This is a genomic window from Duganella sp. Root336D2 (assembly GCF_001425005.1).
Taxonomy (GTDB): Bacteria; Pseudomonadota; Gammaproteobacteria; order Burkholderiales; family Burkholderiaceae_D; genus Rugamonas.
Genome location: NZ_LMDB01000003.1, coordinates 229363 through 251453, shown reverse-complemented (window position 1 = coordinate 251453; position 22091 = coordinate 229363). Strand labels below are relative to the sequence as shown.

Genomic DNA, 22091 nt, shown 5'->3' with positions numbered 1-22091 from the left:
TATGCCGAGACTAGTTTTGCGGCCGCTGCTGGCGGCATTCCTGCTTTCCTTTACCTCATCCGTGATGGCGGCCAAACCCGTGTTGCTATTGCCGGAGCGGGTCTGGACCGGCGAAGGCGCGCCACACAGCGGCTGGTCTGTGCTGGTGGTCGATGGCAAGGTGGCCGCCGCCGGACCGATGGCCGGCGTAGACGTTCCCGCAGACGCGGAGCGCATCGCGTTGCCGGGCAAGACGCTGCTCCCCGGGCTGATGGACCTGCACTCGCACGTGCTGCTGCATCCCTATAACGAGACCAGCTGGGATGACCAGGTGCTGAAGGAGCCGGAAGCCTACCGCGTGCTTTTGGCCGCGCGGCATGTGCAGGCGCAGCTTCAATCGGGCTTCACGACCTTGCGCGACCTCGGTTCGGAAGGCGCGGGCTATGCCGACGTGTCGGTCAAGCGAGCGATCGAGGAGGGCGTGCTGCCTGGCCCGCGCCTGTTTGTGGCCACGCTGGCGATCGTGGCCAGCAGCAGCTATGGGCCGAATGCCAAATCCTATCGGCCGGACATGACGCTGCCGGTCGGCGCGCAGGAGGCCACCGGGGTGGATGAAGTGGTGAAGGCGGTACGCGAGCAGTCTGCGCGCGGGGCCGACTGGATCAAGGTTTATGCAGATTACCGCACCGGGCCGGATGGTTCGGCGCATGCCACGTTCAGCCAGCAGGAACTGGACGCGCTGGTAGCGGCAGCCCATGGCTCCGGGCGGCGTGTCGCGGCCCATGCGGCGACGGATGAGGGCATGCGCCGCGCGGTGCTGGCAGGCGTGGACACCATCGAACATGGCTACGGCGGCAGCGAGGCCACCTTCAAGCTGATGGCAGAACGAAAGGTTGCCTATTTCCCTACCTTGGCGGCGCCGGAGGCGACCAGCGAGTACTTCCAGAAGCACGTGCGGGGCGGGACGCCGGCCCCTTCCATGCAGGCTGCAGCCAGGGCTTTCCAGCTTGCGCGCAAGGCAGGTGTGACGATTGGACTGGGCAGCGATGTTGGCGTGTTTGCCCACGGCGGCAGCGCTCGCGAGGCGGAATGGCTGGTCAAACTTGGCATGACGCCGACCGAGGCGTTGCGAGCAGCGACGGTGGTCAACGCGGCGGTGCTGGATCGCGCCGGTTCGCTGGGCCAGGTTAAACCAGGATACCAGGCCGACCTGGTGGCGGTGGAGGGCGATCCGACGGCCGACATAGCGGCCCTGTACCGTGTTGCCTTTGTAATGAAAGGCGGCACCGTCTATCGAAACGTGCGATGATGAAGTATGTCCGCGATTCCCTTATTCCCGTTGCAAACGGTGCTGTATCCGGACGGGTACCTGCCGTTGCAAATCTTCGAGGTGCGCTACCTCGATATGGTGAAGCGTTGCATCGAGCATAAGGAAGATTTTGGCGTCGTCGCGCTGGTGCAGGGCGATGAAGTGCGCAAGCCGGACCAGCACGAAACCCTGTGCGCCGTGGGTACCATGGCGCATATCGAGGAATGGAAGGCGATCTTGCCTGGCCTGATGCAAGTGCGCTGCAGCGGACAGCAGCGCTTCCGCATCGTCTCCGCCGAGCAGCTCAAGCATGGCTTGTGGATGGCGGACGTGTCGCCAATCGATGGCGACATGACGGTGCCGGTTCCTTCCGACCAGCAGGACGTGGCGGACAGCCTTGGCATCCTGATCCAGACCTTGCAGGAACGTGGCATTCCAGCGGGGCAGATGCCGATGCAGGCGCCTTATCGCCTGCAGGAGGCGGGCTGGGTGGCGAATCGCTGGTGCGAATTGCTGCGCCTGACGCTGGCACAGAAGCAGCTATTACTGGCGCAGGAGAATCCGGTGCTGCGGCTGGAACTGGTGCAGGATGTGATGGTTGAACATGGCCTGCTGAATTAGGCCATCGCTGGCCCTATGCGCGTTCTGGCGCCCCGCGCTACACTGGGTGCATGTACCTTCCAACTGCTTTCGCTGAAGACCGGCTTGAGGTCAAACATGGGCTGATCCGGGCATATCCGCTCGGGATGCTGTTTATTCCCGGCGCCGCACCGACTGCGGACCTGGTGCCGTTTGCGCTTTATCCCGGAGAGGGGGCGGCGGGACTGGGTGTGCTGCGGGCGCATATTGCGCGGGCTAACCCGGCCTGGCGTACTTTAGTTGAGGGCGGCGGCGAATGCCTGGTGGTGTTCCAGGGGCCGGAGGCGTATATCAGCCCTAGCTGGTATGCGTCCAAGGCTGTTTCGCATAAGGTGGTCCCGACCTGGAATTACGCTATGGTGCAGGTGCGCGGTATTGCGCGCACCGTGGAAGATGCCGGCTGGCTAAGGCGGCAGCTCGGAGACCTGACGGCTATGCAGGAAAGCGGCTTGCCGGAACCTTGGGCGGTGTCGGATGCGCCGGCTGATTTCGTGGATGGACTGTTGAAGGCGATTGTCGGGATCGAGATTCCGATTGCATCGATCGTGGGCAAATGGAAGGTGAGCCAGAATCGCAGCACCGCCGACGCCGAGGGCGTAGCGGCGGGCCTGAAGGACCGGGCTGCGGAAATGGCGGCACTGGTGGCGGAGCGTATCGCGCCCGGCGTCAAGCCGGACTGAGTTCTTCTTCCTGCGCGTGGACGTGCATCGACCACGTCACGCCGGCAATCAGCAGCACGATGGCGGCGATTTCCAGTGGGCGCGGGAATTGCTGCTTGTAGATGAAGCCGTACATCAGCGCGAACAGGGTCTCGAACAGGATCAACTGGCCTGACAAGGTAATCGGCACGCGGCGGCTGGCGATATTCCACAAGTGATTGCCGATCACCGAAGCGCCGAGGGCCAGCAGGCTGTTGCAGATCCAGAACAGCGTCCAGTCCCGTCCCGATGCCGCGCCGGCGGCACCGGTCACGTCGCCGTGGAAGATAGTAAACGCGATGGCGCCCACCACGAGTGAGATCAGGCCGGTCGAAAGACCGTACAGCGCTGACCATTCGGCGCTGCTGTAATGCGGATTGCGTTTCAGGTAGCGTGCATTATCGAGCGTGTACCAGCTCCAGCACAGCAGGGCGCCGGTCGCGCACGCGACGCCGATCACGGTATTGAGCATCGACACGCCGCTGGCTGCAGCATGCTGGAACACGTCGATATTGATGCAGGTGATGCCGGCGGCAGTCACCAGCAAGGGCATCGCTAGTTGGCGCAGCGGCACCGCGCCGTGGTCATTTCGCCCCATCAGCGTTACCGCAATCGGCAGCACGCCGATAATCAGCGAGGTCGGGGCGACACCCGCCAGCTTCACGCCCAGCGCCAGGAACATGTAGTAGACCAGGTTGCCCGCCAGTGCGTGCCGCACCAGTGCGAAATAGTCGTCGCGCTCCAGCCGGCCGATCAGGTTGCGCAGGCGTGGCAACATCAGGACGAAAGCGATCGCGCCGTAAGCGACATAACGGCCAACCGCCATTTCCAGCGGCGTAAAGGCCGACAGCAATTCCGGGACGATGAACACCATGCCCCACATCGCGCCTGCCAGCAGGCCGCACACCACACCAGTCCACATGCAATATTTCCTCGTTTAAACCTGCGCCAGTTTCGCACAGCTTGCGATATCTTGCTGAATCATGGACAAGACCTTGATCGCCGCGTTGCAGCGCGAGGCGCGGCCACTGGAAACAGCGGAAGACCTGGACTTACTGCTCGACTGCATCGGCGACGCATCGCTGGTGCTGCTGGGCGAAGCCACCCACGGCAGCCAGGAGTTCTACCGCTTGCGCGCCGACATCAGCAAACGGCTGATCGTCGATAAGGGCTTCGACGCCATCGCGGTCGAAGCCGACTGGCCGGATGCCTTGCGCGTCAGCCGCTACGTGCAGCACAGCAGCGACGACATGAGCGCCGACCAGGCGCTGTCAGGTTTCAAGCGCTTCCCGCAATGGATGTGGCGCAACCACGAGATCGTGGGCCTGGTGAACTGGCTGCGCGTGCACAACCACCATGTGGCCAGTCCGGCGCGCCGCTGCGGCTTCTACGGCCTGGACTTGTACAGCCTGCAGCAATCGATGCACGCGGTGATCGACTACCTCGACCGGGCCGACCCGGATGCTGCGGCCCGCGCGCGCCAGCGTTACGCCTGTATCGACCATTTTGCAGAAGACCCGCAGCGCTACGGCCACGCCACCAGCTACGGCATGAAGCCCGATTGCGAGGCCGAAGTACTGCGCCAGCTGGTCGACATGAACCGCGCCGCCAACGAGCACCTGCGTACCGGCACGGTGCCGGACGACTTCTTTTACGCCCAGCAGAACGCGCGCGTGACCCGCAATGCGGAGGTCTATTACCGCGCCATGTTCAAAGGGCGCGACGAATCGTGGAATGTGCGCGATTCACATATGGCGGAAACGCTGCAAGCCCTGCGCGAACATCTCGGCCAGAGCATAGGCCGGCCTGCCCGCATCGTGGTGTGGGCGCATAACTCGCACCTGGGCGACGCGCGCCACACCGAGATGGGCCAGCACGGCCAGTTGAACCTGGGCCAGCTGGTGCGCGAACGTTACCGGCCGCAGGACAGCTTCCTGCTTGGCTTCACCACGCATGCGGGAAGCGTGACGGCGGCCAGCGACTGGGATGGGCCGGCCGAGATGAAATCCATCGTGCCGTCACGCCCTGACAGCGTTGAGCGGTTGATGCACGAAGTGGGGATGCCTGCCTTCCTGCTGCCACTGAGGGGCCGCAATAGCGCCTTGTCGCGGACCGGCCAGCGCTTTCTGGAAAGGGCAATCGGGGTGATTTACCGGCCCGATACGGAGCGTATGAGCCATTACTTTTTTGCGGACCCCGCGCAGCAGTTCGATGCGTTGATCCACATCGACAGCACGACGGCACTCAGGCCGCTGGAGCGCTCAGCCCTTTGGCAGCACGGGGAGCCAGCCGAGACTTATCCATCCGGCTTGTAGCGCAACGAGGACGGCCAGGTTCAGGACCACGGTGAACCAGAACTTGACGAGGAAAGAGGTTTTGGACGATTTGTGGCGCAGCAGTTGCTGCGCCGCGAAGGCGCCGGGCCAGCCACCGGCCAGTCCGATCAGGAGCAGGGTGCGCTCGGGCGTGCGGCGGCGACCCTGGCGGGCCGCCGACTTGTCGAGCGCGTAGGCGATAAAGCACACCGCGCTGGCGATTGCATACAGCGCGGCGGCGAACAGCATCAGAAGTAGTTCAGGCCCAGGGCGGCCTTGACTTCGTCGGTGGTGCGGGCAGCCACTTCGCGTGCGCGCATGGTGCCTTCCTTCAGCACCTGCATGATGTAGCCTTTGTCCTTGGCCAGTTCTTCACGGCGGGCGCGGATCGGGGCCAGCATGTCCTGCAGCACGGCTTCCAGGCGCTTCTTGACGATGGAGTCTCCCAGGCCGCCACGCACGTAGTGGTCTTTCATCTCCTGCAGGCTGGCCTTGTCGGTATCGAAGGCATCCAGGTAGATGAAGGCGACGTTGCCTTCCAGGTGGCCCGGATCGGAGACCTTCAGATGCAGCGGGTCAGTGTAGACCTGCTTCACGGCCGCGGTGATTTCGGCAGCGGTCGCGCCCAGGTTGATCACGTTGCCCAGCGATTTGGACATTTTCGCCTTGCCGTCGATGCCCGGCAGGCGGCCCACTTCCGGCACCACGGCCTTGCACTCGACCAGGATGTCCTTGTTGGCCAGGCGGTTGAATTTGCGCACGATCTCGTTGGTCTGCTCGATCATCGGGATCTGGTCTTCGCCGACCGGAACGATGGTCGCTTTGAAAGCCGAAATATCGGCGGCTTGCGAAGCGGGGTAGGTCAGGAAGCCGGCCGGGATGTCGCGCTCGAAGCCGCGCAGCACGATTTCCTGCTTCACGGTCGGGTTGCGCTCCAGGCGGGCCACGGTGACCATGTTCAGGTAATAGAAGGTCAGTTCAGCCAGTTCCGGGATCTGGGACTGGATCAGGATGGTCGACTTGGCCGGGTCAATGCCGCATGCCATGTAGTCCAGCGCCACTTCCACCACATTACGGTGCACCTTGTTGGTGTCTTCCATATTGTCGGTCAGCGCCTGCGAGTCGGCCAGCATGATGAACTGCTTGTAGTCGTCCTGGTAGGAGACGCGGTTGCGCAGGCTGCCCACGAAGTGGCCGAGGTGCAGCGGACCGGTCGGACGGTCGCCGGTCAGGATAATCGGTTTGGCGTTGGATGCTGGCTGGCTCATAGGGTTCTTTCTGCTTGCCCCTATCGATTGCGCCAAGAAAAACGCCACCTGATCGAGGCGGCGTTGATATTAAAATCACATCACTTTTCAGTGGCCGCGCTATGTCAGCGGCGCCACCAATTGCGGGAGAACAGATGTGATTGGATAAATTTCATCCCGCCATGGTTACAGTTCAGCGCGGCCCTGTCAAGATGTCCACTTTGGGGTCAGGAACGAAAGTGGACATTTCACGCTGGCTTAGTAGCGGTTCGGGTTGTTCGGGCGGTCGTCCATCCGGTTTGGCACGCCGTCGTTGTCGCGGTCGCGGTCATAGCGGTTGGGGATGCCGTCATGGTCACGATCGCCGCGTTCCCAGCGGCCGCGTTCCATGCGCCAGCGGCCGTTGTCCATCTGGGCCCACGCTGGTTCGCGCCAATAGTAGCCGTGGCGGGCGCGGACGTATTTGCCGTTGACCCAGACGTGCCGATGACCGTTCCAGCGCCAGTAGCCCGGCGTCCAGACAAAACCGGAACGGGCCGGTGGAACGGCTTCGTCGCGTGGTGCGGGCGGGGCAACACGAACCACGACCACGTCGGCGCTCGCGACAGGCGCGAAGGCTAGTCCGCCGCCCAGGGAACCTGCTAAAAGAGTGGCAATGAGCAATTTTTTCATGATTGGCTCCTTCCATTACTGAGTAAGCATCATTTTTGCTGAGCCTGCCGCGGCCGTATGTGCGCGCACTAGCTTTCATGTTGGCATTACTTTTCTAGTAATATTGCAGGAGTTCATGCCCCCGGAGTTCCCATGCGTAGCTGCCTCACTCTCATTTCCCTGCTGCTGGCTGCCCAAGCAGGCGCACAAACCTCGCCAATGGCGCCGGACATCGTTCCCGGCTTTGAGGCGCCCCAGGAGCAGGCGGATTACGTCAAGCGGGTGGTGATGATCCCAATGCGCGACGGCGTGCGGCTGCATACTGTGATCGTGGTGCCGAAAGGCGCCAGCAAGGCTCCGGTCATCCTGACCCGTACTCCGTACAACGCAGACGGCCGTGCGCGGCGCAATGTGAGTCCTTATATGCAGTCCTCGCTGCCGCAGGGCGATGAAGTGTTCGGCCGCGATTTCATCCGGGTGTTCCAGGACGTGCGCGGCAAATACGGTTCGGAAGGCGAGTATGTGATGACGCGCCCGGTGCGCGGCCCGCTGAATTCCAGCCAGACCGACAACGCTACCGATGCCTGGGATACCATCGATTGGCTGGTGAAGAATGTGCCCGAAACGAACGGCAAGGTCGGCATGATCGGTTCTTCGTACGAGGGCTTTACCGTGCTGATGGCGCTGACCGAGCCGCATCCTGCACTAAAAGCCGCGGTGCCAATGAGCGCGATGGTGGATGGCTGGCGCGGCGACGACTGGTTCCATAACGGGGCCTTCCGCGTGAATACGCTGGACTATATCGCCAGCCAGAATACGGTGAAGGGCCGCGGCGAGCCGCTGGCTACCGGCGCCTACGACGATTACGATGTGGTGCTGCGCGCCGGCTCGGTGGCCGGGCTGGCGCGCAAATACGGCCTGGACAAGCTTAACTTCACCAAGAAGCTGTTCGAGCATCCCGCCTACGACAGCTTCTGGCAGGAGCAGGCGCTGGACCGCATCCTGGCCAAGCGGCCGTTGTCCGTGCCGACCATGCACGTAGTGGGGCAGTGGGACCAGGAAGATATCTACGGAACCTACGTGACGTATGCCGCGCTGGAAAAGCAGGACAAGGACAACAAGCTGAATTTCCTCGCGGTTGGACCATGGCGCCATAGCGGCGTCAATTACGACGGCTCCGCATTGGGCGCGTTGCAATTCACCGGCGATACGGCGCTGGAGTTCCGCCGCGACGTGATGGTGCCGTTCCTGAAGCAATACCTGGTCGATGGCGCGCCGGCCGCCGATACGCCACCGGTGTTGTCTTACCAGACCGGCAGCAACAAGTGGCAGCGATTGGCGCAATGGCCGGTGTCGTGCGCCACGGGCTGCGCGTCGGCGGCGAAGGCGGTGTACCTGCAGGATGGCTTCAAGCTGTCGTGGTCGCAGGCGGGCAACGCCAAGGGCTTCGACGAGTATGTGGCTGATCCGGCCAAACCGGTGCCGTTCGTGCCGCGCCCTGTACGCATGGGGGACGAGAATGTTTGGAAGCCGTGGCTGGTACACGACCAGCGCTTTGTCAGCGACCGTACCGACGTGTTGAGCTATGTTTCCGAGCCGTTGAAGGAGCCGCTGGTGCTGTCCGGTGCGCCGCAGGTGCACCTGGTGGCGTCGACCTCGGGCAACGATGCGGACTGGGTGGTCAAGGTGATCGATGTCTACCCCGACGAAGTGCCGTCGCAGCCGAAACTGGGCGGTTACCAGTTGCCCTTGTCGATGGACATCTTCCGCGGGCGCTATCGCGACAGTTTTGAGAAGCCTTCTGCGATCCCTTCAAACAAGGCGGTGCAGTTCAACTTTGCGCTGCCGCCGGTGAACCACGTTGTGCTGCCGGGGCATCGCCTGATGATCCAGGTGCAGTCAAGCTGGTTCCCGCTGTATGACCGCAATCCGCAGACCTTCGTGCCGAACATTTTCCTGGCGGCGCCGGACGATTACAAGAAGGCGACACAGCGCGTGTTCCATGGCAGCTCGGTTGAGTTGCCGGTAGTAGTGAAGTAATAATTTCGCACAGGCGCGCCAGGAGATCTCATGGAAATTCGCTGGACTGATTCGACCGGAAACCTCGACTGGGAAGAGATGTCCGAGCTCTATCGCATCGCACCCCTCGGAATCAAAAGTGGCGAATGGCTTAAGACTGCTTATTCGAACAGCATGTTTAGTTGCGTTGCCTTTGACGGTGAACAAATCATCGCTGCGGGACGCGCAGTCGCTGACGGCGTCGACTGCTCCTATCTGTGCGACATTGTGGTTCACCCGTCCTACCAGGGTTCCGGGGTTGGGAAGGAACTCATACAGAGACTGGTCGACCTGTCCCGGGGACATCGAAAGATCATCCTGTATGCCGTTCCAGGAAAGGAGCCGCTCTATGAAAAGTTCGGCTTTCGCCGCATGAACACCGCTATGGCGATATTTGCGGACCCGGAGAAGGCGGCTGCGGACGGCTACACGCAGTGACTGGGCGTTGGACTAAGATTCACTGTATGGACTCTAGAAAGGAGGTTCGTTCAAATGCTGCGAACAGCAAACTACCGAATCACAAATTATGGAGCAAGCTATGCAAGTACACATCTTCAGGGGACCGGGTCGCATCTTCGGTTTCACCGCACAACCATCGGGTGAGAACCTGCCGCAGAAGTACGCGCCGTGGGCGGAATTCAAGACCATCGAACTTCGCAGGGACGAGCACACACCCGGCGTCGATTCGAACGAATGCCTTAGCGACATCGAGACCTATGGGGTGCACGTCACCGATGCGCACGCCCGCATTACTGAGGACGCAATGCGCTAAGCAGTATTCGACTCGGAATTTCATGGACTCATACGACCGCTGGAAGCAATTGGGCCGCCCTGTCGGCTATCTTATGGAGTGCTGGCTTGCCGCCCAATCGCCCGATCCTCAGGTCAAAGAGGAATATGGATGGGCCTTCATGGAGCCTGTCGATGACGCGCGGGACAATCCTGAAAGGGCCTGGGAATACATTCTTTTCGCGGCGAATGACCCAAGGTTTTCGGGCCATCACATGGGAGTCATGGCAGCTGGGGCATTGGAAGACCTGCTTTCACATCATGGGCCCGCATTTATCGACCTCGTAGAGAAAGAGGCACAGACCAACCCGAGATTCGCCTGGATGTTGGGCGGGGTCTGGAAACTCCAAATGAGCGATGAGATTTGGAATAGGGTACAGGCGGTATGGAATAGGCGAGGCTGGGACGGCACCCCGGCCGAAGTCTTGTAACTTAAGGATCGTGGACCAAGCCGAAATGAGCCGCTTACAGAATTTGTTACTTGAAGCGAAGGCAGGGTTGGAGCCAAGGGAGCGAATTTCTTCCTCTAAACTGTCGACGATCGCGATGCTGTGTGGTACTTCTGAACTCGCCGAAATCCAGGACCGGATCAACGCGCTCAGGATCGAACTCACCACGGTCGAAGACTGGGATGGCGATACGCAGGATGATATTCATCTTGCGATTGAATTCTTCAACAAGCTTGCCGGAATGGTGGGAAATAACTTTGCATAATTGCGGATTCCTGGCCTTTTGATTAACCAGAGAACTGCTCGACACTCGACGTCGCACTCGCTGGCGTGCTCAGTGATCGTCATGGTTTATTGCGTTGGCCAACAACATCGACGATTCCGCAAATTACTTATGCAAAATTGGACATAGACGAAATTGTTAGCACCTTCCACGTTGAGATCGATTGGCCCGAGGCTCAAGGGACTGTCCAGCCAGGCCGAGGCACCCCCAGCAAGCCTGGAGTTTGATGGAGAAGCCCTTGGCATCCTATTCTGAAAGGAGCGGACGTGCCCCTTCGTTCGAGGTCGAGTATCGATTCCTGTCCGCTGATGAAGGTGGTCGCAAGCTCCCGCCTCATCAACATACTCGTTGGGACTTCTTATACGAAGGCGATGACGCGGAACGGGATGGTATCTGGATGATCTGGCCGGAATTCATTTCGGATGATCGAGAAGTCCTGCCGGAAGGCGTAGCGCCGATGTCGGGGCACGCGCTGATGTTCATCGTCAATCTCGACAATGAGCAGATGCACCAAGAGCGAATTTCTCTTGGTACTCGCGGCGCATTTATGGAAGGAGGGCGTAAAGTGGCGGAGTGCACGGTGGTAGCTGTACATGCTCTTGCACACCTCGTTGATGAGGAACGCTCCAGGTGATGACGTCAAAGTGCGCGAGATCATTTCTCCTCGCGGGCCTTGTGATGACTGCCGACAGCTGTCGCGCTGAACCTGCGGTCCTTATGGTAGATATCGATCACTTTCAACGACGAGGGGACATATGGAAGAAGAACTTGAATTTCAAACGCTGGATAATGCGGTCAGAAGGGAGATATTGTCTTTGGCACGCTCCGCGCACGACCTGACCGAATCGTCCTATCAGGAGAATCCGTCGAAAAAAGGCGAGCCGGGATGGGGCGAAAAGCAAAGGATCCTGCTTGCCGACATGGCGCTCCATTTGCTGCAAACTGCGCTAAGAGAAGGTGAGCTTTCGGAAGAGGGCCTGAAAAGGAACCTGTTTTCTATCTTGACGATATCCGATCAACTGGTTCCCGGCCATGAACTGAAAAATGTGGCTGATAAGCTGTACCCGCTTAAGCCAGCTGGGTAAGGCATGCTTCGGATTGAAGAGAGCGAGAGCGAGTATGTAGACGATTTTGCGGATGCCTGCGAAATCGGTGAACTCGTTCGCGGTGACGTTTACGAAGGCAAATGGGGCATCGCTTTCTACGTCGCGCGCTGGTTCTCTGAACGGAGGAGCGAGATCGAATTGCTGGTGGTATCGGCACCGGGGGCGCCGCATGGCAGCTATTGTTCGTTGGCATTCCGGTACGGAGCCGACAAGCTTCAGTTGGTAGAGCCAGCCGGTATCTGGATTGATTGGTCGCCCACCGCCCTTCCCATCTCGCTACGCGAGGCTAACTCTTTTCATATTGGAGCCCGAGATCGAGCGCTTGACATTGCGGCGTTCATCCTGGAGGCCGATAACGCAATTCGCGAGTATGCCAAGAAATGAGATCCTGGTCATCGATTCAGAAGCGCGCTGAATACTGCGTAAAACAATACCTGGAAGGACGTTGAATGATATGGAAGATCGAATAAAAGCAAACGCCGAACTCGTTCGACGAGTGGCACTGGAAAATATGCATGTGGAGGTCGCCTATGACCTCGATGGCGTTCGCTGGCTCGATGGATTCATCGACCGGCAGCGAGGCGAAGCAACGGATGAGGTCAAGCGGCAGCTTGCCACTACGCTGGGATCCTACCTGGGCGAGTGCATACGCCACACGTACGGGGGCGAGTGGATCCAGGATCCCGAGTACGGCTGGTCGGTCCGGATTAATGGGGGATTTAGTGTCTTCCCCTTCAATAAGGTTCAGAAGCAGCTTGCCGACGACGAGGGCGAATCGGTCTTGAGCCTATTCACAACGATAGAGCCGTTACTGGCCAATGCAGGAATGTCGGCAGCGCCTAAACGTCCATGGTGGAAATTCTGGTAATTGACGTATGCATGATGTGTGATAAACAGTTCTACGCAAGCCGCATCAGCACAGCCCCAGCGGCGATTGCTGCGATCGCGAGGGCGCGCTTGCTGCCTATGCGTTCCGCCAGGAAGAACCTGGCGATCAGCGCTGCAAACAGGATCGAGGTTTCACGCAGCGCTGCGACGGCTGCCAGCGGGGCGACGGTCATTGCCCACAATGCGAGGCCATATGCGCCCAGGGTGCCGGCGCCGCCGAGGATGGCGACCTTCCAGTATTGCCGGGCGTAGTCGCGCAACTCGCGCGGACAGCGCAGGAGGCACCACGCGATCAGGCCGATGGCGCTGAGCACGTGCAGCCACATGACGTAGGCGGCTGGTGCGGCTGAAGCGCGGGCGCCGAGGCCGTCGATCAGCGTATACGCAGCGATGACCAGGGCGTTCAGCAAGGCATAGGCGGTTGCGCGGCGGCGGGAATGGGCGCCGGCATCGTCGGACGTGGCGGTGCGGGTGGCGAACCAGAGGCCGAAGATGCCGCCACTGATGCAGGCGACAGCGGCATATTGGGCGGTGCTGAGGTGCTCGCCCAGCAAGGGCACGCTGGAGACGGCTACCAGCAGTGGGGCGCTGCCGCGCATCAGCGGGTAGGCGTGGCTCATGTCGCCGTGGCGGTAGGCTGCCGCCAGCAAGCCATAGTAGGCGTAATGGATGACGGTGGAGGCGAGGGCGTATGGCCAGCTCGCGGCAGCCGGCTGTACCAGGAATGGCAGCAGCGGCAGCGAGATCAGGCCGGCCCCGCCGGCTACCAGCACGCTGCTGAGGAATGGATCGCGGCCTTTCTTGACCAATGCGTTCCAGCCCGCGTGCAGCAGCGCGCCGCACAGGACGATGGCGACAACCGAGGGCGCCATCAGCGGGGCCGTACGCTTTCGGCCAGGATTTCCGGACGGTGGTAGCGCTGGAAGCCTTCCATCACCACGTTCGACTTGGCGGCGCGTTCCAGTAATTCAAGCAGCACAGCGCGGTCGTCCGGGGTCAGGGAGGAGCGGGAGACATAGACGCCGGTTTGCTGCCAGGGCAGCTCCGGAATCGGCTCCATGCGCAACCGGTCAAGCATGCCATTCACGCGTGTCTCACGGTTGATGGCGCCGGCCAGTATGGTCGGCCCCATGATCGTAAGGTCCACCGCACCAACGTACAGCAGGCGTGCGATTGCGCCTGGCTCTACTTCGGTAAATAAACGCCCCTGGCGTGCCAGTTCGCGCACGATGGCCTGGTACGCATCGCCGTAATCGTAGCCGCGGACGATTGCCACGCGCAGGTCGCGCCGGTCCAGCAGGTCTTGCGCATTGGTGATTTGCGGGCGCGGGCTTTGCAGCGAAATCAGTACGGCGCGGTGGCCCACCATGGGCACGAAAATGCCGTTGACGTCGCGCGCCGGTGTGCGGGTCGCGGGCAGCAGCAGGTCGGCTTTACCGGACTCGAACAGCAATTCCTGACGGGCGCGCGGCACCGAGGTGAAGGTGAAATGGCAACCAGCGCGCGGCCCAAGGTTGCGGAATACCTCCGGATAGATTCCGCTAAATGTGCCGTTGTCGACAATGACGCTGACGCCAGTGGTCGACACCGGCACCGCGATGTCGCGCGAGCAGTCGGCATGCGACGGCAGGGCCGCCGCTGCCAGGGGCAGGGCGGCGAGCAACTGGCGGAAGAAGCTGTGCACGCGTACGGTCATAGCCTGATTATGCGCCTGTTTCCGTAGTCGCCGTGGCGACCATATGGTGCTGGCGGAAGTAGCGCCGCGCGACGTAAATGCCTACCGCCTGCATTGCCGCGCAAAGGAAGAAAGTGCTGCCGATGCGCCAGTCGCTTGGCGGCAGGTGGCTGACGGTACCGAGGATGGCGCCGCCGAGCAAGGGCATGATTACCGTGCCAAGGCTGCTGATCGATTGCAGGGATCCCATCAATTCGCCCTGTTCGTTGGCCGGCGTGGCTTTGGATACGATGCCTTGCAGTGCCGGGCCGGCGGCGAACGCCAGCAGGTTGCACAGGATGAAGACGTACATCATCCAGCCCTGCGTCGCCAGGCCGTACAGCATATAGGTGATCGCGCCCGAGGTCAGGCCAAGCAGCGACAGGCGCACTTCTCCGAATTTGCGGATCAGGACGCCGAGCAGGCCGGCCTGCACTACCGCAGCCGTAAGGCCGACGCAGAACAGGGCTGCGCCGTTTTCCGCCGGGCTCCAGCCGAAGCGGAAGTGGGTGTAGAGCACCCAGGTCGACTGCAGCATCATTTGCGCGCCGGTCACCAGGGCGAAAGTGATCACCAGGCCGCGGATGTCCTGGCGCCTGGCCAGCTTGGCCAGGGAGTTGAACGGGTTGACCGATACCAGCTTGAATTTGCTGCGCTGCGCTTCCGGCAGCGATTCCGGCACGAAGAAATAGCCGTAAATGAAGTTGGCGAAAGACAGTGCCGCCGCGACGTAGAACGGCAGGTGCAGGTTGACGTCTCCCAGCAGGCCGCCCAGCATCGGGCCGCAGATGAAGCCCAGGCCGAAGGTGGCGCCGATCTTGCCAAAGCTCTTGGCGCGGTCTTCATGGGTGGAGATGTCCGAGGCGTACGCCGATGCCACCGACATGCTGGCCGACGACATGCCGCCGATCACGCGGCCGATGAACAGGCAGGCCAGGTTGGGCGCCCAGGCCGTGGTCAGGAAGTTGATGCCCATGCCGGCCATGGAATACAGCAGCACCGGGCGACGGCCGACGCGGTCGCTGATCGCACCCAGCATCGGCATGAAGATGAACTGCAGCAGGCCGAAGGTGGCGCCAAGGATGCCGTACCACAGGGCGTGCAGCTCGCGGTCCTGCACATACTGGCCGACCAGGATCGGCAGCACGGGCACGATAATGCCGATGCCCAGCATGTCGATGAAGATGCTGACCAGGACGAAATTCAGGTTGCCTTTTGATTTGCTGCTTGCTGCGGCCTCGCTCATGCTGCCACCGCCCATTCTGCGACGAAGCTGTCGCGGAAGGCGAGCAGCTCCTGCAGGCGCTGCTCGCCAAGTTCGCGGCCGGCGGCGGTCTGCATGGTGCCGGGAAGGGTGGCCAGCTTCACTTCGATGTGATCGAGCGAGTAGATCTTGTCGTTGCGTTCGCGGTTCACAGCCAGCGGATCCTCCGGGTGGGCCAACGCGGTGCCCATGCGGCCCGCTATATAGAACATGCGTGCCAGACCGACGGCACCCAGTGCGTCAAGGCGGTCGGCGTCCTGCACGATGCGCGCTTCCAGCGTGGTTGGCGGCAGTGCCGCGGAAAAACTGTGGGTTTCGATGGCGTGGGCCACCGCATCCAGCCGGTCGACCGGGAAGCCGGCGTCGGCCAGCTGGGTGCGCGCCAGTACCGCAGCCTGGCGCGAAGCCAGGTGACGCTCGGGGTGGTTTTTTGGCAGGTTGACCAGGTCGTGCAGGTAGCAGGCGGCCATTACCACCAGGCGGTCGGCGCCGGGATGCTGTTCCAGTAGCAGTTTGGCGTTGCGCCAGACCCGGTGCAAATGATTGGTGTCGTGGGCGCCATCGTCGCCCGCCGCCGCGCTGGCCAGCGCGACCAGGCGCGGCTGCCAAGTGCTCAGAGTGATATCCATAAAACCTTGATTCCTTTTTTTAGCTGCGCAATTGTGCCATGTATTTATCGCAAGCTTGTATGTTTCTCTAGAGCAAAATTGTTGGTGATTATTTTATTGGTCTACGGTAACATTATGGTGTCATCGTTCATAAGTGAAAAATTATCATGACTGCAACCACCAACCAAGCTGCCGAGTTCCTGGCCTTTACCCTGGGCCAGGAAGAATACGGCATTGATATCCAGAAGGTCAGCGAGATTCGCAGCTACGAAAGCCCGACCCGCATTGCCAGCGCGCCGGACTACGTGAAGGGCGTGATCAACCTGCGCGGCCTGATCGTGCCGATCATCGACATGCGCGTGCGCTTCCAGCTTGGCGAGCCGACCTACGGCCCTTTCACCGTGGTCATCATCCTGCATATCGGCACCCGCGTCGTGGGTATTGTGGTGGATGCAGTCTCCGATGTCACGACCCTGCAGCCGGAACAGATCAAGGCTGCGCCGGACATCGGCGGTTCGATGGATACTGAATACATCACCGGCCTGGGTACCATTGATGACCGCATGCTGATCCTGGTCGATATTGAACGCTTGATGTCGTCCGCTGACATGGGCCTGATCGAGAAGATGGCGGCATGAACTTCCTGAGCAACCTGAGTATCGGCAAACGCCTGGCATTCGGCTTTGCCGTTACACTCGCCCTGTCCATGGTGATTGCCGCCATCGGCGTGTGGCGCCTGCAGCAAGTTGCCGGCGCTACGAGCCATATGATGGAGACCCCGCTGGCCAAGGAGCGCATGATCTCCGACTGGTATTCGAAGATCGATAGCGCTATCCGCCGCACTACGGCGATTGCACGCAGCAGCGATGCATCGCTGGGCGCCTTCTTTGCCGAGGAATCGAAAGCATCCACCGCCGCCTCGGCCGAACTGCAGAAAAAGATCGAGCCGCTGATCAGCGACGCTGACGAGAAAGCCTTGTGGGATCGCGTGATGGAACAGCGCAAGGCCTATATCGCTTCGCGCGACAAGGTCGCCAAGCTGAAGACCGATGGCGAGATGGAACAGGCGAACGAAACCTTTGAAAAGACCTACCGCCCGGCTGCCGCGCAGTACCAGGCGCTGGTGCAGGATCTTCTGTCGATGCAGCGCGGGAAGATCGACACCATCGGTAAAGAAATTGACAGTATTTCGGCCAACAGCCGCAGCCTGTTGACGGTGCTGGCCGTGCTTGCGGTGGCATTCGGCGCGGTGTGCGCCTATGTGCTCACCAAGGGCATTACGACCCCGCTGTCGCGCGCGGTTGATGCGGCGCGCCGTGTGGCGGCCGGCGACCTGACCGCCGATATCCGCGTGCACGGCAACGACGAAACCGGCCAGTTGCTGGGCGCATTGCGCGACATGAACCAGTCCTTGCTGAACATCGTCAGTGAAGTGCGCAACGGGACCCATTCAATCACCATCGCATCCAGCGAGATCGCGGCGGGCAACCAGGACTTGTCGGCGCGTACCGAGCAGCAGGCGGCGTCGCTGGAGGAAACCGCCTCCTCGATGGAGGAACTGACTTCGACCGTCAAGCAGAACGCCGATAATGCACGCCAGGCCAACCAGTTGGCTGGTGCGGCGGCTTCGGTGGCGCGCAAGGGCGGCAGCGTGGTGTCGGAAGTGGTGGGCACCATGGAATCGATCGATGCTTCTTCGCGCAAGATCGTGGACATCATCACAGTGATCGATGGCATCGCGTTCCAGACCAATATCCTGGCGCTGAATGCAGCGGTGGAAGCGGCGCGCGCCGGTGAACAGGGCCGCGGCTTTGCGGTCGTGGCCTCGGAAGTGCGCAACCTGGCGCAGCGCTCCGCTGCGGCGGCGAAAGAGATCAAGGAATTGATCGGCGACTCGGTCGAGAAGGTCAATGCCGGTACGCGCCTGGTGTCGGATGCGGGTAACACCATGGAGGAAATCGTCTCCAGCGTGCAGCGCGTGTCGGACATCATCAGCGAGATCACCGCTGCCAGCGCCGAGCAGAGCTCGGGCATCGACGAGGTCTACAAGGCTGTTGGCCAGATGGACCAGGTCACGCAGCAAAATGCCGCACTGGTGGAAGAAGCGGCGGCTGCCGCCGAATCCATGCAGAACCAGGCAAGCAACCTGGCCGACGTGGTCAGCGTGTTCAAGGTTCGTTAAGCAGCACCTTCGTGGATCGCCTGTTGCGACAGGCGGTCCGCATCGCCATTCCGGTGGCGCGGCACCCAGCGCACATTCACCAGCGCCAGTGCCGCCATCAAATGCCCGACCCGGGCGCGATGTTCTTCCAGCGCTTTTGCGCCTGCCGGGGGCGAACACAGCACATCCTGCACCACCACCTGGCTGTCGCCGTACACCAGGAGTTCCGGTACGCCGAGTTCCACTGCTTTCTCCAGCGCCGCGATCAGGGCGAGGTATTCCGCATCGCCGCTGCTGCCGTGGCCCGCACGGCGGCTGATCTCGACCCGTTCTCCGGCGGGGCCGGACAACAGCACGCCGATGCCGATGCGGCCGGGATTTGGATGAGCCGAACCATCGAACCATGCCTGCCATGCGGCAGGGGAGGCGGAGACGGCCTGGCGCGCGAGTTTCTCGGCTTGCGCACGTTCCTGTTTTATCGACATACGTGGAAATTCTTATGGCACTGACGGCCGCGTGGCCTCGCATCAGGCTATCCCTGTTGCGAGGCCACGCGGCCATCAGCATTTAGCGGCGGTGCGGGTTGTCGGGGCGGTGGTCGTAGCGGTTCGGTACGCCGTCGCCATCGCGGTCACGGTCATAACGGTTTGGCACGCCGTCGTTGTCGCGGTCGCGGTCGTAACGGTCCGGTATGCCGTCATGATCGCGGTCGCGGCGGCGGTCGCGATTGTGATCGCGGTAGTAGTTGTCGCGGTAGTAATCGCGGTAGCCGTAGCTTGGGCCCTGGACATAGCTCGGGCGGCTGTCGTAGACGGCCCAGCCGCCTTCACGCCATCCCCAGCCGTTGTCTACACGGACCCATTGCGAGGGGCTGTAGCGGTAGCCGGGACGTTCCTGCAGCCAGTGGCCGGCCACCCAGACGTGGCGGTAGCCGTCCCAGCGCCACACGCCAGGCGCCCATACGTAGCCGTAACGCTGTGGCGGCACGCTTTCAAAACGCAGTGGTGGAGGAGCGTTGCCGATCACGACGCTGAAATCAACCTGCGCCAGCGCGGCAGTCGGTGCTAATGCAACCGTGCCAAGGGCCAGGGCGGCTGCAGCGATGAGTTTCGATTTGAACATGGCATTTCTCCTGTTTGGTGATGCGCTGAGTTCAATATACCAAGCGCATGGCCAGTGGGAAAAGCCTGATTCAGTTTATTACAAATCCAGCAGGCAAGTAACAATTGCTCAGATCTTGCTGCCCTGGGCGGCTTTGCGCTCTTCCGCCAGCGAGGCCTGCTTTTCCGCTTCGCTCATGCGCTTGGCCGCGACCACCACGACCGGGACCGCAGGCGCCGCCTGGACGCTGCTGGCGTAGCTTGCAGGGGCCACGGTTTCGGCGGTACGGTTTTCGTATACGAAGTCGGCGGCGCAGGCCAGGCCGATGATGGCGATGAACAGGGCTTCGAAATTACGCAGGGCTTTCATGACGTTCTCCGGTTGAGGGCTCTCCATGCGCACACTGTATCCAGGCCGCCCGGCGGTTGCCATCGCCGTGCGACAAGCTGTCTAAAACGTGGTGCGAAATGCAAAAAAACGGGGCTTTTGCGGCCGAAACGCGAACAGAAGGGAAATCCCCCTTCATACGGAACGAATGGATGGGCTGGCGCTGTGCCAAGATAAGGAGGTGCGTATTGGGCGCATGATGCCCCTGTTACAATCAGCAGGCGCAGGGTCAGACAAGGAGTGGGAAATGTTCAAGATGTTTGGTTTTGGCGGCGTGAAGTGCCCGCGATGCGGGCACCGCAACGGCGACAGCTCCGACTACTGCAGCCATTGCGGCCTGTCGCTGGGCGCGCCGCGCAACGAGCCCCTGTTGCGCGATAACCGCTGGATCCCGGCTAACGATGAGCTGGCAGTGTTTTTTGGCGTGCGCCAGCTCTCCGGCATCTTTACCAGGACCCTGCACGTCCCGGCGGCGACGCGCGCTTTCATCCTGCAGGGCGAACAGGTATCCGAAGTACCGCAGGGCGAATATGGGCTGGATGGTTTTTTCGCCCGAATGGGCAAGCTGCGGCGCGACGAGCAGGGTGAAATCCTGATCACCCGCACCTCACCGCTGCCGGTCGAGTTCAATTTCACCGACTTGCATAGCGCCGAATTCCTGAAACTGGCGGCGCACTTCACCGTGGGCCTGCTGGTGAATGATGTACCAGCTTTTGCGCGGCATTTCATGACCGCGCCGGGCACCGTCACGACGCTCCAGCTGCATGATTTGCTGGCGCCGTCCATGCGCCAGCTTGCCGCCGAATTCCTGGGCAGCCGCTCGGTGCGCGACATGGCCGGTTCCGGCGCGCTGCGCGAACAGCTCAACGAACGCTTGCACAGTGCACTGGGCCAGCGCCTGGCGGAATTCGGCCTGGCTGCCGTGCAGATGGAAACCTTGTCACTTCGGCACGATAAATACGACGACAACCGCGAGCGCGAGGGCAGCCTGTTCCTGGTTGCCGACGAGCGCCAGCGGCAGCTGGAGCACGTCAAGCAGCTCGACCAGCTTTACAACGAGGAAGAATGGCAGGCGATCAGCCGCCAGGAGCAGAAAATGCGCAGCGATTTCCGCCGGGCGGAGCTGAAGGCCGACGCCGAAGAGCAGATGCAGGCCATCCGCGCGCGCGAAATCGATCTGTACGGCCGCATCGTCGAGGCCAAGTCCCGCAAGCAGGCGTTCGAACACGGTGCCGGCCTGGCGCTGGCCGACCTGGAGCATGAACTGGCGCGCCACAAGTCCCTGCACGCCGGCGAGGCCGCGCAGTGGGACCAGGTGCGCCGGCTGGCGCAAATCAAGATGCGCACCGAGATGGAATTGGCGCAGCAGGCCGGCCTGGAAGAAAGGGCACTGGCCAGGCAGCGCTTCTCGCACCAGCTGTACCAGCAGCAGCTGCAGCACCGCATCCAGCAGGCGTTGGCCATCGAGGATGAGGAACACCGCCGCAACCAGCTCCAGCTCCTGCGCAAGGCCGAAATCGAGGCCCAGCAGCGCGAGCAGGAAATCGAAGCCGAACATCACCGCGCGAAATTCCAGGGCCTGGCCCTGGCCAACGCTGCCCGTCATCGCGAGGCGGAACGCATCGCCGAGTGGGAAGAGGGGCTGCACCTGGCGCGCAAGCGTGAGCAGGCGCGGGGTGAAGAAGCCAAGGATGCCAGCTCGAATGTCCACGTGGCCGAAATCAGCGCCAAGCTGGAAGAATTGAAACGCAGCGGCGCCGCGGCCGAATCGATTGCCCAGTACGAAAAGCTGCTGCGCACCATCGAGGCGGACGGGGTCCAGCAGCGGCAGGGGCAGAACCTGGCGCGCCAGGCCATGCTGGACCAGGTGGCCGTGGAAGAACAGCGCCTGGAGCTGAAGCTGCGCGACCAGGAAGCGCAGTGGCAACAGTCGCTGAAGAAAATGGAAGGGGAGCGCGAGGAGCGCTTCAACCGCTGGAAAGTGGAATACGACAGCATGATGGCGCAGCAGCAGCACGCTGCAGACCTGGCACGCATTGATATCGACCGCCTGGAAGCCATCGGCCGCATGAGCGATACCGGCAAGATTGCGTTGGCGGCGACACCGAATGCGGAAGCGCTTTCGCGCCTGATGCGCCAGCAGGCGCAGGCCGCGATGTCGCCCGAGCAGCTGCAGGCGCTGGCCGGCGTGGTGGCGGCTGAGAACAGCATCACGACCGCCGAGGCGCTGCGGCTGGCGCGCGAGGACGTGCGGGATGAACGTTCGTATCGCGATACCGTGGGCGACAAGGAACGCCAGCACCAGCTGGACCTGCTGCGGGCGCAAGCCAGTGCAGGAGTTTCGGCTGGGCGCCGTTGCCGGAATGGCCATATGGTGCCGACCGATTGCGGAGACGCGAAATTCTGTCCAGAATGCGGGGCGCCGCTAGCGAGGTAAAGCACGAG

27 protein-coding genes are annotated in these 22091 nt (G+C 61.7%); 16 read left to right on the top strand and 11 right to left on the bottom strand.

Going from position 1 to position 22091, the window contains the following annotated elements; translation table 11 throughout:
- The first annotated feature begins 1 nt into the window (after position 1).
- Genes ASD07_RS06160 through ASD07_RS06150 form a run of 3 tightly spaced genes read left to right on the top strand, consistent with a single transcriptional unit; the run spans position 2 to position 2607 of the window.
- Positions 2-1288 carry an amidohydrolase family protein gene (locus tag ASD07_RS06160; RefSeq protein ID WP_055926775.1) on the top strand — a complete coding sequence of 429 codons (1287 nt, stop codon included), beginning with the start codon at positions 2-4 and terminating at the stop codon, positions 1286-1288.
- 6 nt (positions 1289-1294) lie between these two features.
- Entirely contained in the window at positions 1295-1909 is a 615-nt protein-coding gene (locus ASD07_RS06155; RefSeq protein ID WP_055926773.1) for an LON peptidase substrate-binding domain-containing protein, read from the top strand.
- A 50-nt stretch (positions 1910-1959) separates the two neighbouring features.
- Complete coding sequence (locus ASD07_RS06150; protein WP_055926771.1) at positions 1960-2607, top strand: FMN-binding negative transcriptional regulator; 648 nt, start codon at positions 1960-1962, stop codon at positions 2605-2607.
- On the opposite strand, the gene ASD07_RS06145 is transcribed toward ASD07_RS06150, so the two are convergent.
- Complete coding sequence (locus tag ASD07_RS06145) at positions 2594-3547, bottom strand: DMT family transporter (RefSeq protein WP_055926769.1); 954 nt, start codon at positions 3545-3547, stop codon at positions 2594-2596. The two genes, ASD07_RS06150 and ASD07_RS06145, sit on opposite strands and share 14 nt — an antisense overlap.
- Before the next feature lie 61 nt (positions 3548-3608).
- On the opposite strand from ASD07_RS06145, the gene ASD07_RS06140 reads away from it, so the two are divergent.
- A complete protein-coding gene (locus tag ASD07_RS06140; protein ID WP_055926767.1) occupies positions 3609-4940 on the top strand; it encodes an erythromycin esterase family protein in 1332 nt (443 codons plus the stop codon).
- Here ASD07_RS06140 and ASD07_RS06135 read toward each other — a convergent pair.
- The 3 genes from ASD07_RS06135 to ASD07_RS06125 form a co-directional block, all read right to left on the bottom strand.
- Entirely contained in the window at positions 4887-5189 is a 303-nt protein-coding gene (locus tag ASD07_RS06135) for a DUF1294 domain-containing protein (RefSeq protein WP_055926765.1), read from the bottom strand. The genes ASD07_RS06140 and ASD07_RS06135 overlap by 54 nt on opposite strands.
- The gene (gene trpS, locus ASD07_RS06130) at positions 5189-6208 is read right to left on the bottom strand and encodes a tryptophan--tRNA ligase (RefSeq protein WP_055926763.1); all 1020 of its coding nucleotides are present in this window, start codon (positions 6206-6208) and stop codon (positions 5189-5191) included. Before trpS ends, ASD07_RS06135 begins: the two co-directional genes overlap by 1 nt.
- A 237-nt stretch (positions 6209-6445) precedes the next feature.
- Positions 6446-6859, bottom strand: a complete 414-nt coding sequence (locus ASD07_RS06125) for a thrombospondin type 3 repeat-containing protein (RefSeq protein ID WP_055926761.1) — start codon at positions 6857-6859, stop codon at positions 6446-6448.
- 132 nt (positions 6860-6991) lie between these two features.
- Here ASD07_RS06125 and ASD07_RS06120 point away from each other — a divergent pair, with 132 nt between their 5' ends.
- The 9 genes from ASD07_RS06120 (at position 6992) to ASD07_RS06080 (ending at position 12391) form a co-directional block, all read left to right on the top strand.
- Positions 6992-8878, top strand: coding sequence for a CocE/NonD family hydrolase (locus ASD07_RS06120; RefSeq protein WP_055926759.1), 1887 nt, complete (start codon positions 6992-6994; stop codon positions 8876-8878).
- A gap of 30 nt (positions 8879-8908) precedes the next feature.
- Entirely contained in the window at positions 8909-9334 is a 426-nt protein-coding gene (locus ASD07_RS06115) for a GNAT family N-acetyltransferase (protein WP_055926756.1), read from the top strand.
- A gap of 100 nt (positions 9335-9434) precedes the next feature.
- Complete coding sequence (locus tag ASD07_RS06110) at positions 9435-9668, top strand: hypothetical protein (RefSeq protein ID WP_156397892.1); 234 nt, start codon at positions 9435-9437, stop codon at positions 9666-9668.
- A 22-nt stretch (positions 9669-9690) separates the two neighbouring features.
- A complete protein-coding gene (locus ASD07_RS06105; protein ID WP_055926752.1) occupies positions 9691-10116 on the top strand; it encodes a DUF6869 domain-containing protein in 426 nt (141 codons plus the stop codon).
- A 10-nt stretch (positions 10117-10126) separates the two neighbouring features.
- Complete coding sequence (locus tag ASD07_RS06100; protein ID WP_200953764.1) at positions 10127-10399, top strand: hypothetical protein; 273 nt, start codon at positions 10127-10129, stop codon at positions 10397-10399.
- Between the two features lie 244 nt (positions 10400-10643).
- On the top strand, positions 10644-11051 hold the full coding sequence (locus ASD07_RS06095) for a hypothetical protein (RefSeq protein WP_055926747.1): 408 nt from the start codon (positions 10644-10646) through the stop codon (positions 11049-11051).
- A 121-nt stretch (positions 11052-11172) separates the two neighbouring features.
- Positions 11173-11502 (top strand): hypothetical protein, encoded by a 330-nt coding sequence (locus ASD07_RS06090; RefSeq protein WP_229207069.1) that lies wholly within the window; start codon positions 11173-11175, stop codon positions 11500-11502.
- 3 nt (positions 11503-11505) lie between these two features.
- Positions 11506-11907 (top strand): hypothetical protein, encoded by a 402-nt coding sequence (locus ASD07_RS06085; protein WP_055926746.1) that lies wholly within the window; start codon positions 11506-11508, stop codon positions 11905-11907.
- Between the two features lie 61 nt (positions 11908-11968).
- Positions 11969-12391 carry a hypothetical protein gene (locus ASD07_RS06080; protein ID WP_156397891.1) on the top strand — a complete coding sequence of 141 codons (423 nt, stop codon included), beginning with the start codon at positions 11969-11971 and terminating at the stop codon, positions 12389-12391.
- Positions 12392-12422: 31 nt separating this feature from the next.
- Here ASD07_RS06080 and ASD07_RS06075 read toward each other — a convergent pair whose 3' ends face one another.
- From ASD07_RS06075 to ASD07_RS06060, 4 genes are read right to left on the bottom strand one after another with little or no spacing between them, the layout of a single operon-like run.
- Complete coding sequence (locus ASD07_RS06075) at positions 12423-13283, bottom strand: EamA family transporter (protein ID WP_055926742.1); 861 nt, start codon at positions 13281-13283, stop codon at positions 12423-12425.
- Positions 13283-14107: an ABC transporter substrate-binding protein gene (locus ASD07_RS06070; protein ID WP_055926740.1), complete on the bottom strand. Its 825-nt coding sequence runs from the start codon at positions 14105-14107 to the stop codon at positions 13283-13285. Before ASD07_RS06070 ends, ASD07_RS06075 begins: the two co-directional genes overlap by 1 nt.
- A 7-nt stretch (positions 14108-14114) precedes the next feature.
- Positions 14115-15371: a TCR/Tet family MFS transporter gene (locus ASD07_RS06065; RefSeq protein WP_055926819.1), complete on the bottom strand. Its 1257-nt coding sequence runs from the start codon at positions 15369-15371 to the stop codon at positions 14115-14117.
- Complete coding sequence (locus ASD07_RS06060; protein WP_055926738.1) at positions 15368-16018, bottom strand: HD domain-containing protein; 651 nt, start codon at positions 16016-16018, stop codon at positions 15368-15370. The genes ASD07_RS06065 and ASD07_RS06060 overlap by 4 nt, the downstream gene beginning before the upstream one ends.
- A 146-nt stretch (positions 16019-16164) precedes the next feature.
- Between ASD07_RS06060 and ASD07_RS06055 the strand changes: the two genes are divergently transcribed.
- Both ASD07_RS06055 and ASD07_RS06050 read left to right on the top strand, forming a co-directional pair.
- Positions 16165-16635, top strand: coding sequence for a chemotaxis protein CheW (locus ASD07_RS06055; protein WP_055926736.1), 471 nt, complete (start codon positions 16165-16167; stop codon positions 16633-16635).
- On the top strand, positions 16632-18179 hold the full coding sequence (locus ASD07_RS06050; protein WP_082507153.1) for a methyl-accepting chemotaxis protein: 1548 nt from the start codon (positions 16632-16634) through the stop codon (positions 18177-18179). Before ASD07_RS06055 ends, ASD07_RS06050 begins: the two co-directional genes overlap by 4 nt.
- On the opposite strand, the gene ASD07_RS06045 is transcribed toward ASD07_RS06050, so the two are convergent.
- The 3 genes from ASD07_RS06045 to ASD07_RS06035 all read right to left on the bottom strand — a co-directional run bounded on the left by ASD07_RS06045 (position 18176) and on the right by ASD07_RS06035 (position 19628).
- Entirely contained in the window at positions 18176-18643 is a 468-nt protein-coding gene (locus ASD07_RS06045) for a ribonuclease HI family protein (RefSeq protein WP_055926734.1), read from the bottom strand. The two genes, ASD07_RS06050 and ASD07_RS06045, sit on opposite strands and share 4 nt — an antisense overlap.
- Positions 18644-18725: 82 nt before the next feature.
- A complete protein-coding gene (locus tag ASD07_RS06040) occupies positions 18726-19280 on the bottom strand; it encodes a YXWGXW repeat-containing protein (protein ID WP_055926732.1) in 555 nt (184 codons plus the stop codon).
- Between the two features lie 108 nt (positions 19281-19388).
- The gene (locus ASD07_RS06035) at positions 19389-19628 is read right to left on the bottom strand and encodes a hypothetical protein (protein WP_055926730.1); all 240 of its coding nucleotides are present in this window, start codon (positions 19626-19628) and stop codon (positions 19389-19391) included.
- A 265-nt stretch (positions 19629-19893) separates the two neighbouring features.
- Here ASD07_RS06035 and ASD07_RS06030 point away from each other — a divergent pair, with 265 nt between their 5' ends.
- Positions 19894-22083 (top strand): zinc-ribbon domain-containing protein, encoded by a 2190-nt coding sequence (locus ASD07_RS06030; RefSeq protein WP_055926728.1) that lies wholly within the window; start codon positions 19894-19896, stop codon positions 22081-22083.
- The last annotated feature ends 8 nt before the right edge of the window (positions 22084-22091 follow it).